This is a genomic window from Mesorhizobium sp. C395A (genome assembly GCF_030323205.1).
Classification (GTDB): Bacteria; Pseudomonadota; Alphaproteobacteria; order Rhizobiales; family Rhizobiaceae; genus Mesorhizobium.
Genome location: NZ_CP100473.1, coordinates 2107515 through 2119630 on the forward strand (window position 1 = coordinate 2107515; position 12116 = coordinate 2119630).

Annotated in this window: 8 protein-coding genes; 5 read left to right on the plus strand and 3 right to left on the minus strand. The window is 63.1% G+C overall.

Features of this window, described 5'->3' with window-relative positions; translation table 11 throughout:
• Nucleotides 1-9: 9 nt before the first annotated feature.
• The 3 genes from glmS to NLY37_RS10540 all read right to left on the minus strand — a co-directional run bounded on the left by glmS (nucleotide 10) and on the right by NLY37_RS10540 (nucleotide 4943).
• Nucleotides 10-1833 carry a glutamine--fructose-6-phosphate transaminase (isomerizing) gene (gene glmS, locus NLY37_RS10530; RefSeq protein ID WP_023729847.1) on the minus strand — a complete coding sequence of 608 codons (1824 nt, stop codon included), beginning with the start codon at nucleotides 1831-1833 and terminating at the stop codon, nucleotides 10-12.
• A 195-nt stretch (nucleotides 1834-2028) separates the two neighbouring features.
• Nucleotides 2029-3402, minus strand: coding sequence for a bifunctional UDP-N-acetylglucosamine diphosphorylase/glucosamine-1-phosphate N-acetyltransferase GlmU (glmU, locus tag NLY37_RS10535; protein WP_023710620.1), 1374 nt, complete (start codon nucleotides 3400-3402; stop codon nucleotides 2029-2031).
• A 791-nt stretch (nucleotides 3403-4193) separates the two neighbouring features.
• Complete coding sequence (locus NLY37_RS10540; protein ID WP_023710621.1) at nucleotides 4194-4943, minus strand: cytochrome c biogenesis CcdA family protein; 750 nt, start codon at nucleotides 4941-4943, stop codon at nucleotides 4194-4196.
• A gap of 218 nt (nucleotides 4944-5161) precedes the next feature.
• Here NLY37_RS10540 and NLY37_RS10545 point away from each other — a divergent pair, with 218 nt between their 5' ends.
• The 5 genes from NLY37_RS10545 (at nucleotide 5162) to NLY37_RS10565 (ending at nucleotide 12110) form a co-directional block, all read left to right on the plus strand.
• A complete protein-coding gene (locus tag NLY37_RS10545; protein ID WP_023704549.1) occupies nucleotides 5162-5539 on the plus strand; it encodes a COG4315 family predicted lipoprotein in 378 nt (125 codons plus the stop codon).
• A gap of 316 nt (nucleotides 5540-5855) precedes the next feature.
• Nucleotides 5856-8519, plus strand: a complete 2664-nt coding sequence (topA, locus tag NLY37_RS10550; protein WP_023741453.1) for a type I DNA topoisomerase — start codon at nucleotides 5856-5858, stop codon at nucleotides 8517-8519.
• A gap of 4 nt (nucleotides 8520-8523) precedes the next feature.
• Nucleotides 8524-10830 (plus strand): ribonuclease R, encoded by a 2307-nt coding sequence (gene rnr / locus NLY37_RS10555; RefSeq protein WP_023741454.1) that lies wholly within the window; start codon nucleotides 8524-8526, stop codon nucleotides 10828-10830.
• Nucleotides 10830-11282 carry a DUF983 domain-containing protein gene (locus tag NLY37_RS10560; protein WP_031194788.1) on the plus strand — a complete coding sequence of 151 codons (453 nt, stop codon included), beginning with the start codon at nucleotides 10830-10832 and terminating at the stop codon, nucleotides 11280-11282. Before rnr ends, NLY37_RS10560 begins: the two co-directional genes overlap by 1 nt.
• Nucleotides 11283-11369: 87 nt before the next feature.
• The gene (locus NLY37_RS10565) at nucleotides 11370-12110 is read left to right on the plus strand and encodes an NUDIX hydrolase (protein ID WP_023741455.1); all 741 of its coding nucleotides are present in this window, start codon (nucleotides 11370-11372) and stop codon (nucleotides 12108-12110) included.
• Nucleotides 12111-12116: the final 6 nt, after the last annotated feature.

Consider the following 12116-nt stretch of genomic DNA (forward strand, 5'->3'; position numbering starts at 1 on the left):
GAGCGCCGACTACTCCACCGTCACCGATTTCGCCAGGTTGCGCGGCTGGTCGACGTCCGTCCCCATGAACACGGCGGCGTAGTAGGCCAGCATCTGGATCGGCAGCGCATAGATGATCGGCGAGATGATTTCCGGCACGTCGGGCAGGATGATCGTCTCCATCGTCTTGACGCTGACCTGCGCCGCGCCCTTGGCGTCGGTGATCAGGATGATCTTGCCGCCGCGCGCCGCCACTTCCTGCATGTTCGACACGGTTTTTTCGAAGATGCGATCATGCGGCGCGATGACGATGACCGGCATGTTCTCGTCGATCAGCGCGATCGGCCCGTGCTTCAGTTCGCCCGCGGCATAACCCTCGGCATGGATGTAGGAGATTTCCTTGAGTTTCAGCGCGCCTTCCATGGCCAGCGGGAAATTGGTGTCGCGTCCGAGATAGAGCACGTCCTTGTAGCGCGAGATTTCGCGCGCGATGCGCTCGATCTGCTCTTCGAGCTTCAGTACCTGGTTGGCGTAGCGAGGCGCCTCCGAAAGAGCGCGCACCAGCGTCTTTTCCTCATCCTTCGAGATCGTGCCGCGCGCCACACCCGCACGCACCGCCAGCGAGGCCAGCACCGAAAGCTGGCAGGTGAAAGCCTTGGTCGAGGCGACGCCGATCTCCGGCCCGGCCAACGTCGGCAGCACGACGTCGGATTCGCGCGCCATGGTCGATTCGCGCACATTGACGATGGCGCCGATCTTCATGCCCGCCTTGCGGCAATAGCGCAGCGACGCCAGCGTGTCGGCGGTTTCGCCCGACTGCGAGATGAAGAAGGCCGCGTCATCAGCCGATAGCGGCATTTCGCGGTAGCGGAACTCCGAGGCGACATCGATGTCGACCGGCAGCCGCGCATAGCGCTCGAACCAGTATTTGCTGATCAACCCCGCGAGATAGGCGGTGCCGCAGGCCGAGATCGCCAGCCGGCCGATCTTGGCAAAGTCGAACGGCAGTTCCAGCGGCTTCGACACGCCAGAGACGAAATCGACATAGTGCGCCAGCGTATGCGAGATCACCTCGGGCTGTTCATGGATTTCCTTTTCCATGAAATGGCGGCGGTTGCCCTTATCGACCATGAAACTGGTCGATAGTGATTGCTGGCGCTTGCGGGCAACCTCTTTGCCGTCGATGTCGAAGATGGTGACGCCATCGCGGCGCACCACCGCCCAGTCGCCGTCTTCAAGGTAGGTGATGGAATTGGTGAAGGGCGCCAGCGCGATGGCGTCGGAGCCCAGAAACATCTCGCCATCGCCATGGCCGACGGCCAGCGGAGGGCCATTGCGGGCGCCGACGATGAGGTCCTCGTCGCCGGTGAACATGATGGCCAGAGCAAAGGCGCCTTCCAGTCGCTTCAGCGCCTGATGCGCCGCCTCGATCGGCTTCAACCCTTTGGCGAGTTCGCGCGCCACCAGGTGCGCCACGACCTCGGTGTCGGTCTGTGACGAGAAGGAATAGCCGTCGCGGATCAGTTCGTCGCGCAGTTCGGCGAAATTCTCGATGATGCCGTTGTGGACGATGGCGACGCCGTCGGAAAAATGCGGATGGGCGTTGGTCTCGTTGGGCACGCCATGCGTGGCCCAGCGCGTGTGGCCGATGCCGATCGTGCCATTGAGCGGCTCGTCCTTCAGCCGGCGTTCGAGGTTGATCAGCTTGCCTTCGGCGCGGCGGCGGCCAAGCCGGCCATGCTCGACCGTGGCGACACCGGCCGAGTCATAGCCGCGATATTCCAGCCGCTTCAGCGCATCGACGATGAGCGGCGCGACCTGGCTCTGGCCGACAATTCCGACGATACCGCACATATGCCTGCCCCCAATTCCCGCTGGAAAACCAGTCCCGATGGAAAACCAGCGCTATCTAGGGATTGCCGGCCCGCCGCGAAAGTCACTTTGCGTTTCGTCTGCTGTAACGGAACGCTTCTCAACCCGATGCACTATGACACACCGCTCTTGCAATCCGGTTACCGCAATTCCTCGGTTGTTCAATTGCTTCGGCGGTTAATGGTCGGTGCCGGCCTTTTTCTTCGCCGCTGCGGCAGACGCGAAGCGCTCGCGCAATTCCTTGCCCTTGCCGGGAATGGTCTTCTGGCGGGCGCGGCCGAAGGCCAGCGCATCGTCCGGCACGCTTTCGGTTATGACGCTACCCGAGGCGATGTAGCCGCCCTTGCCGATCGTAACCGGCGCCACCAGCGACGAGTTCGAACCGATGAAGGCGCCCTCGCCGATGTCGGTGAAAAACTTCGAGTAGCCGTCATAGTTGCAGGTAATGGTGCCGGCGCCGATATTGGCCCCCGCGCCCACACGGGCATCGCCGATATAAGTCAGATGATTGACCTTGGCGCCTTCCTCGATGACCGCCTGCTTGACCTCGCAGAAATTGCCGACCTTCGCCTTGTTGCGAAGATCGGCACCCGGCCGCAGCCGCGCGAACGGCCCGACAACGCAGTTGGAGGCAATGGTGGCGCCTTCGATGTGGCTGAAAGCGTGGATCTTGGCGCCGGTTGCAATTTTCACGCCCGGTCCGAACCAGACATTGGGCTCGACGATCGTATCGGCGCCGATTTCGGTGTCATGCGAGAAATACACGGTTTCCGGCGCGATCAGCGTTACGCCCGACCGCATGGCCTCGTAGCGCCGGCGCACCTGCCAGATGCCTTCGGCCTGCGCCAGTTCGGCTCGGTTGTTGATGCCGAGCGCACTCTCGAAGCTGGTTTCGGTGGCAACGACATCGAGCCCTTTCGCACTGGCGATCTCGACGATGTCGGTGAGATAGAACTCGCCCTTGGCGTTCTTGTTGCCAACCTGGTCGAGCAGGTCGAGCGCATGCTTGCCCGCCACCGCCATCATGCCGGCATTACAGAAGCCGATCTTCTTTTCCTCGGCGGAGCAGTCCTTCTCCTCGCGGATGGCGGTGAGCTTGCCGCCCTTTTCGATCAGCCGGCCATAGCCGGTCGGGCTGGGCGGGCGGAAGCCGATCACCACAACAGCCGCGCCATCGGCAAGCTTTTGCCGCGCGGTCACCAGGGCTTCAGCGTCGATCAGCGGCGTGTCGCCGAACATCACGAGAATATCGTCATAACCCTTTGATATCGCATCGCCCGCAGCCAGCACGGCATGCGCAGTGCCGAGCCGCTTCTCCTGCACGAAGGTCTCGGCCTTGGGCGCGAACTTCGCGGCCGCCTTGCGCATATCATCGGCGCCATGGCCGATCACCAGCGCCTGGCTGGCAGCACCGGCTGCCTCGGCCGCTTTCACCACATGGGCGACCATCGGCAGTCCGGCGATCTGGTGCAGCACCTTCGGCATCGCGCTCTTCATGCGCGTGCCTTCACCGGCGGCGAGAATGACGGACAAGCAGGATCTGGTTTGCATGTTGGGAGTTTCCGAGGACCGAGATTCGTTGCAGTCTTAGCACCGGAGGCATCGCGGTCCAATGCGGCTGAATTTCGGTAGAAACCTAACAAAGACCCTTGGCGGTCGTCAGGTAAGTATGGTCATCCGCAGGAGACAGAAAGTGCTTTGGGGATGAATACCCAGATTTCGTTCCCGCGAGCTGTCAGTTGGGCCTTTCGGTCCGATTTCGACAAACGGCGGCGATTTGAGTTGGAGAATTCGCCTGCTTTTGACGAGATTGTAGAGCGAATATGCAAGGAAGCCGCTTCAAGAAAGATAGATGCGTCTGTAAGGCCCGGGAACCGAGCCGAATTATTCGGGTGTCATCGCGCTGGGTTTTGTTTGCGGGTTAAGCCAACGACCTTTGACATTTTCTTTAATAGCCCCACGGGTTTGCGAGCTCAGTATCTAGTTCATCCTGATCTTGGACAGGCGGCAAACTGCGTGTTGATCGCGGCTCTCAGATTGCAGTTGCTTGATGCCTATAAGAAGGAATCGCTACCGATTGCGCATAAAAATTGGTCAATCGACAACTCCATCGACGCAACATCGGCAAGGATATGGCGATACGAGTTGGTCTCTACCGCACCCAAACACGATCTTAACATCCCAGGGTGGGACGGACATGGATCGTCCGCCCCAATGGGAGAATGCTTAGTTGTAAATGGTGCGTGGATCGACTCGGATGGCCAGGAGGTAGTCATTCCGGAGAAGATCGGACGGCGATTTGAAGTGCACAGAAGCGGATATTCCTAGGGTCAAGCCCAGCCCTACCCCAGCCGGCCCAGCACCGGAAAATTCTCCAGCAGCCAGTAGGACACCGTCTGCACGCCGCCGGTGAGAAAGAACACCCCGGCGACGACCAGCAGCGCGCCGATCGCCTTTTCGACGCGACCGAGATGGACGCGGAACCTGCCGAGGAAGCGCATGAAGGCGCCGGAGAACAGGGCAGCGATCAGGAACGGAATGCCGAGGCCAAGCGAATAGGCGGCGAGCAGCAGCGCCCCCTCGCCCACCGTCTCGCGGCCGCCGGCCAAGGTCAGGATCGGCCCCAGCACCGGGCCGATGCACGGCGTCCAGCCAAAGGCGAAGGCCAGCCCCATGACATAGGCGGCGACCATGCTGGCAGGCTTGCCCTGCGACTGAAAGCGCGCCTCGCGCGACAGAAGTGGTATGCGCAGGATGCCGAGGAAATTCAGCCCCATCAGGATGATCAGCACCCCGGCCGCCATCGCCAGCGGCTCCTGCCAGACGCGCAGCCAGTGGCCGATGGTCGAGGCGCCGGCGCCAAGCGCCACGAACACGGTGGAGAAACCGAGTACGAAGGCGAGCGAGGAATAGATGAGCGCGCCGCGGGCGCCGGCCTTGGCCGTGACGCCGGCATCGTCACCGCGAAAATCGTCGACCGACACGCCGGCCATGTAGCAGAGATAGGGAGGCACCAGCGGCAGCACGCAAGGCGACAGGAACGAGATCGCCCCCGCTCCGACCGCGCTGACATAGCCGATGTCCAATGGCATTCCAGAACTCCAGATTCCTTGGCGCCGGTATAGCGGTGCAAAACCGTGTTCGCCAATCACCATCGTGTGGCATTTGGCTACACATACGGTCCGGCCGGACGAATTGTTACCGACCAATCCCAAGTTGACCAAGTCGGGGAAGAAATGCCCCTCGCCGAGCGTTCACACAGCGAAGCCGCGATTTCTGCGCGCTTCGTCGGATCACCAGGGAGATTTCCATGAAAAGCATCACTGTCGGCCTGGCCGCCCTTCTGCTCAGCACCGCCGCATCCTTCGCCGCCGAAGCGTGGAAGGAAGCCGATGTCGGTGGCACCAAGATCTACACCGATGCCAATGGCATGACGCTCTATACCTATGACAAGGACGAGAAGGGCAAGACCAACTGCTACGACAAATGCGCCACCAACTGGCCGCCGCTGAAGGCCGAGGACGGCGCCAAGGCGGACGACGAATGGACCATCGTCGACCGCACCGACGGCACCAAGATGTGGGCCTATGACGGCAAGCCGGTCTACACCTTCATCAAGGACAAGAAGGCCGGTGACATCACCGGCGACGGCGTCGGCGAAGTCTGGCACATCGTCAAGGCCGACTGATCGTCCGAACCTCTATCCCGCACCCCATCGGCGGGACTCGGCTGGCCGCCGGCTCCAAGCGACCCGGCGACCAGTTCGGCATTTACGCGCAGCACGAACTAGTCGCGGCGCCTTTCCCGGTGGCTCGAAACACGAACCGTCCCAGACAGAAATTTTGTGATCTTCTCCATACACTCTAAGAGTGTATTGCGGCACACGCCTCCGCATTTTGGCCGCTTGCCCTTGACCGATCGCAAAAGCGCGGCCATGTGAGCGACCAATTGAATGCGTCACGCAGCGGAATTCTTCTGCCGCCCCACAGCTGATATGAGACCTCATGGACGTCGTCGTCGTCGAATCGCCGGCCAAGGCAAAGACAATCAACAAGTATCTCGGCAAGAACTTCAAGGTTCTGGCCTCGTTCGGCCATGTCCGCGATCTGCCGGCCAAGGATGGTTCGGTGCGTCCCGACGAGGATTTCGCCATGTCCTGGGCGGTCGACACCGCGTCCGGAAAGCGTCTCACCGACATCGCCAACGCGGTCAAGGATGCCGATGGCCTGATCCTCGCCACGGATCCGGATCGCGAGGGCGAAGCCATTTCCTGGCACGTGCTGGAGGTGCTCAAGCAGAAGCGCGTGTTGAAGGACAAGCCGGTCAGCCGCGTCGTCTTCAATGCCATAACCAAGTCGTCGGTGCTGGAAGCGATGGCCAATCCGCGCCAGATCGATGCACCATTGGTCGATGCCTATCTGGCTCGCCGCGCACTCGATTATCTCGTCGGCTTCACGCTGTCGCCGGTGCTGTGGCGCAAATTGCCGGGCGCCCGTTCGGCCGGCCGCGTCCAGTCGGTGGCGCTGCGCCTGGTCTGCGACCGCGAATCCGAGATCGAGCGCTTCATCCGCGAGGAATACTGGCAGATCGCTGCCCTCCTCGGCACGCCACGTAACGACAGCTTCGAGGCGCGGCTGACCGCGTTCGAGCGCAAGAAGCTGCAGAAGCTCGACATCGCCAGCAAGGCGCAGGCCGACGATATCAAGGGCATGCTCGAAGGCGCGACCTTCAAGGCTCTGTCGGTGGAAGCCAAACCGACAAGGCGCAATCCTGGCCCGCCCTTCACCACTTCGACGCTGCAGCAGGCGGCATCGTCGGGCCTCGGCTTTTCGGCGACGCGCACCATGCAGGTGGCGCAGCGCCTCTATGAAGGCATGGAGATCGGCGGCGAGACCACCGGCCTGATCACCTATATGCGAACCGACGGCGTGCAGATGGCGCCGGAGGCGATCGACGCCGCCCGCGACACCATCGCCAAGGAATTCGGCCCAAGATACCTCCCGGAAAAGCCGCGCCAGTACACAGCCAAGGCCAAGAATGCCCAGGAAGCGCACGAGGCGGTCCGCCCGACCGATTTCATGCGCACGCCGGCTTCGGTCAGGCAGTATCTCGATTCCGACCAGCTGCGGCTTTACGAATTGATCTGGAAGCGCGCCATCGCCAGCCAGATGCAGTCGGCCGAGATCGAGCGTACCACGGTCGAAATCGAGGCGGTCAATGGCGCTCGCACCGCGGAGCTTCGCGCCGTCGGTTCCGTCGTTCGCTTCGACGGCTTCATCGCCGCCTACACCGACCAGAAGGACGACGACGCCGAAGACGAGGAAAACCGTCGTCTGCCCGAGATCCGTGCCGGCGAGCAGCTGGCCCGTCAGGCGATCAATGCCACCCAGCACACCACCGAGCCGCCGCCGCGCTACTCCGAGGCGTCGCTGATCAAGAAGCTGGAAGAGCTCGGCATCGGCCGTCCGTCGACCTACACCGCGATCCTGAAGACGTTGGAAGACCGTGACTACGTCAGCATCGACAAGCGCCGGCTGGTGCCGCAGGCCAAGGGCCGGCTGCTGTCGGCTTTCCTCGAAAGCTTCTTCGAGCGTTATGTCGAATATGACTTCACGGCCTCACTCGAGGAAAAGCTTGACGAGATTTCCGACGGCAAGCTCGCCTGGAAGGACGTGCTGCGCGACTTCTGGAAAGACTTTTCCGGCGCGGTCGCCGACATCAAGGAACTGCGCGTCACCGACGTGCTCGATGCGCTGAACGAGGAACTGGCGCCGCTGGTGTTCCCCGCGCGGGAGGATGGCTCGAATCCCCGCATCTGCCCGAAATGCGGCTCCGGCAATCTGTCGCTGAAACTCGGCAAGTTCGGCGCCTTCGTCGGCTGCTCCAACTATCCGGAATGTTCCTTTACCCGCCAGCTCGGCGACGCCGCCAACCCGAATGGCGAGAATGGCGGCGGCGAGGACGGCACCAAGGTCCTCGGCAACGATCCCTACACGGCAGAGGAAATCACGCTGCGCTCAGGCCGCTTCGGTCCTTATATCCAGCGCGGCGACGGCAAGGAAGCCAAGCGCTCCAGCCTGCCCAAGGGCTGGACGCCCGACTCGATCGACCATGAAAAGGCCTTGGCGCTGCTGTCGCTGCCGCGCGATATCGGCAAGCATCCTGAATCCGGCAAGATGATCTCCGCCGGGCTTGGCCGCTATGGTCCATTCGTTTTGCATGATGGCACCTATGCCAATGTCGACAGCATAGAGGATGTGTTCTCGATCGGCCTCAACCGCGCTGTCACCGTGATCGCCGAGAAGCAGCTGAAGGGCAAGGGCGGCCGCAATGGCGGCACCGCGGCGGCGCTGAAGGAACTCGGCGACCATCCCGATGGCGGCGGCAAGATCGTCGTGCGCGATGGCAAATACGGGCCCTATGTCAACTACGGCAAGGTCAACGCGACACTGCCCAAGGGCAAGGATCCGCAGTCGGTGACCGTCGAGGACGCGGTGGCGCTGATTGCCGAGAAGGAAGCCAAGGGCGGCGGCAAGAAGCCGTTCCGCAAGGCGGCAGCCGCCAAGGCCCCCACAGCCAAGAAAACCACTGCCAAAACAACCACTGGCAAGAAAACCACAGCCAAGAAATCGGCGACCAAGAAGCCGGCGGCGAAGAAAAAGGGATAGCAGCGTGGCGCGCAGGATCACCGGTAGAAGCCACGGCGATCCGCGCACCGCCGACACGAGGGCCAAGGTCAAGGACGACTACAGGCCTTCGCGTGACGAAATCCTGCGCTACATCGCCGAGAACCCCGACCGCGCGGGAAAACGCGACATCGCCAAGGCGTTTGCCTTGCGCGGCGACGACCGCATCTGGCTGAAGGACATCCTGCGCGACCTGCAGGACGAAGGCATCCTGACCAAGGAGCGCAAGCGGCTGGCCCGTGTCGGCGCCTTGTCGCATGTCGCCGTACTCGACATTTTTGGCCGCGACGGCGACGGCATCCTGCTGGCGCATCCTGCCGAGCCCGTAGGCACCGGCGAACCGCCCGTCGTCTCGATCCGCGTCTCGCGCGGCGGCAATGGCCCGCAGCCGGGCATCGGCGACCGTGTGCTGGCCAAGACCTTCCCGACCGACGATGCGACCGGGCCTGCCTATACCGGCCGCGTGATGAAGATTTTCGAGAAGCGCACCGATGCCGTGCTCGGCGTGTTTCGCATCCTTCAGGACGGCACCTTCCGCATCGAGCCGGTCGAACGTCGCCAGCCCGAACTGATCGTCGACAAGGAATTCCAGAACGGCGCCAGGAACGGCGACCTTGTCGAGGTCGAGCCCGCGCGGGCCTCCCGGTATGGTTTGCCGCGCGCAAAAGTGCTGGCGGTGCTGGGCTCACTGACCAGCGAAAAGGCGGTCTCGATGATCGCCATCCACGCGCACGACATTCCGCATATCTTCCCGGCCGACGTCATCGCCGAATCCGAGGCGGTAAAACCGGCGACGCTTGCTCACCGCGAGGACTGGCGCGACCTGCCGCTGGTGACCATCGACCCGGCCGACGCCAAGGACCATGACGACGCCGTCTTCGCCACGCCCGACCTCGACGAGAAGAACCCCGGCGGCGTGATCGCCACGGTGGCGATCGCCGATGTTGCAGCCTATGTCCGCTATGGCACCGCACTCGATCGCGAGGCGCTGAAACGCGGCAATTCTGTCTATTTCCCCGACCGCGTCGTGCCGATGCTGCCAGAGCGCATCTCCAACGACCTGTGCTCGCTGCGCGAAGGCCAGGACCGTCCCGCGCTTGCCGTGCGCATGATTTTTGCCGCCGATGGCTGCAAGCTGCGTCACACCTTCCACCGCGTCATGATGAAATCGGCGGCAAAGCTCGCCTATCCGCAGGCCCAGGCCGCGATAGACGGCCTTCCTGACGACAAGACCGGCCCGATCCTCGATACGGTGCTGAAGCCGCTGTGGGACGCCTACGCCATCCTCAAGCGCGGCCGCGATGGCCGCCAGCCGCTCGAGCTTGATCTGCCGGAGCGCAAGATCCTGCTCAAGCCGGACGGCACCGTCGACCGCGTCATCGTCCCGGAGCGGCTCGACGCCCACAAGCTGATCGAAGAATTCATGATCCAGGCCAATGTCGCCGCCGCCGAAACGCTGGAAGCGAAGAAGCAGGCGCTGGTCTACCGCGTCCACGATGCGCCGTCGCTGGCCAAGCAGGAATCGCTGCGCGAGTTCCTGCAGACGCTCGGCCTGTCGCTGGCGCGTGGCGCGCAGATGCGGCCCGCCCAGTTCAACGGGATTCTCGAGCGCGTGCGTGGCGCCGACAATGAGGGGCTGGTAAACGAAGTGGTGCTGCGCTCGCAGAGTCAGGCCGAATATTCGCCCAAGAACATCGGCCATTTCGGCCTCAACCTGAAGCGTTACGCGCATTTCACCTCGCCGATCCGCCGCTATGCCGATCTGATCGTGCATCGCGGGCTGATTGCCGCATTTGGGCTCGGCCCTGGCGGGCTGACGCAGGACGAAGAGACGCGGCTGGAAGACGTCGCGGTGCTGATCTCCGGCACCGAGCGCCGCGCCATGGCGGCCGAGCGCGACACCGTCGACCGGCTGATCGCTGCCTACCTCGCCGAGCGCATCGACGACCGCTTCGACGCCCGCATTTCGGGCGTCACCAAATCGGGACTATTTGTCCAATTGCCGCAGTTTGGCGCAGATGGCTTCATCCCGGTGTCAAGTCTGGATGGCGATTACTATATATATGACGAAACCGCGCGATCGCTGTTCGGAGAACGCACCGGCAAGGGCTATCAGCTTGCCGACCGCGTCGAGGTTCGCCTGATCGAGGTGGCGCCTATGGCCGGCGCGATGCGTTTCGAGATGCTGACCGACCCGAAGCCCCTGCCCGGCTCCAAACGGTCGTTTCACAAGGCAAAAGGCCGCGCCCGCGCGTCGCAATCGCGCCCGGGGTCGCGCGGCAGGAGACGATAATGGCAAGCGAAATGGGAATCCAGAAGCAGGTTTTCGGCGGCGAACATCATTCGGGCCGAGTCGCCCGCCCGCTGTGGACGGCGATGAAGCGCGGCGCCCTTGGCCGCTGCCCGCATTGCGGCGAAGGCAGGTTGTTCGCCGGCTTCACCAAGAGCGTCGACAAATGCGCCGTGTGCGGTGAGGAGTTCCACCACCACCGTGCCGACGACTTGCCCGCTTATCTCGTCATCGTCATTGTCGGCCACATCGTTCTCGGCGCCTTCATGGGCGTCGAGGCGACGTCGACGCTCTCCATGTGGCAGCACATCGCCATTTGGGTGCCGTTGACCATCGTGCTGTCGGTCGCTCTGCTGCAACCGGTCAAGGGCGCCGTCATCGGACTGCAATGGGCGCTCTATATGCACGGCTTCGGCGGCGAAAAAGACGGCACCGAGCCGCATCCCGGAACCTAGTTTGCGTCAGGGCAATGTCGCCTGGCGCAACATGCCGACCGTGAAAGGCCACTTTCGTTTGCCAGAAGTTTCCGCTAGGTCCTGCGCATGGAAGGTATGACCAAGGCGGAAGTCAGCAGGATGGACCGTGGCGCGGCCGCCCACAGCGGCCTGCCCATACGCCCGCGCGATGCCGCCACCCTGATCCTGCTCGACCGCGAGGGCGACGAGATTCTGGTGCTGATGGGCCGGCGCCATGCAGGCCACGCCTTCATGCCCGGCAAGTTCGTCTTTCCCGGCGGCCGCACCGATTCGGCCGACAGCCGCATTGCCGTTGCCACCCCATTGCTCCCGGAGGAAGAAGCCAGGCTGACTGCCGGCGTCGGCCGCATCAGCCCGTCGCGGGCCCGTGCCATCGCGCTCTCGGCCATCCGCGAGACTTATGAGGAAGCCGGCCTGCTCATCGGCAGCAAAGGCTCGTTCGCAACCGACAAACGCGACTGGCAGGGCTTTGTCGAGCACGGCGTCCAGCCTTCGCTGGCGCCGCTGCGCTTCATCGCCCGCGCCATCACCCCGCCCAATCGCGTGCGTCGTTTCGACACCCGCTTCTTCAGCGCCTGGCGCAGCGATGTCGCCGTGGAACTGCCGGGTGGCGGCCCGACCAATGAGCTGGAAGAACTGGTCTGGCTGCCGCTTGCCAAGGCCAGAGAGGCCGATATCCCCGACATCACCCGAACGATCTTGCAGGAGCTGGAGACGCGGCTTGCCGACGATCCGCGCCTGCGACCCGGTGGGTCCGTGCCGTTCTACCGGCTTTTCCGCAACCGCTTCGTTCGCGAAATTCTTTAGAGCAAT

Excerpts from the sequence above, each read along its gene's own strand:
- glmS (WP_023729847.1), bottom strand. The coding sequence starts at position 1,833 with ATGTGCGGTATCGTCGGAATTGTCGGCCAGAGCCAGGTCGCGCCGCTC.
- topA (WP_023741453.1), top strand. The coding sequence starts at position 5,856 with ATGGACGTCGTCGTCGTCGAATCGCCGGCCAAGGCAAAGACAATCAAC.
- glmU (WP_023710620.1), bottom strand. The coding sequence starts at position 3,402 with ATGCAAACCAGATCCTGCTTGTCCGTCATTCTCGCCGCCGGTGAAGGC.
- NLY37_RS10560 (WP_031194788.1), top strand. The coding sequence starts at position 10,830 with ATGGCAAGCGAAATGGGAATCCAGAAGCAGGTTTTCGGCGGCGAACAT.
- NLY37_RS10540 (WP_023710621.1), bottom strand. The coding sequence starts at position 4,943 with ATGCCATTGGACATCGGCTATGTCAGCGCGGTCGGAGCGGGGGCGATC.
- NLY37_RS10565 (WP_023741455.1), top strand. The coding sequence starts at position 11,370 with ATGGAAGGTATGACCAAGGCGGAAGTCAGCAGGATGGACCGTGGCGCG.
- NLY37_RS10545 (WP_023704549.1), top strand. The coding sequence starts at position 5,162 with ATGAAAAGCATCACTGTCGGCCTGGCCGCCCTTCTGCTCAGCACCGCC.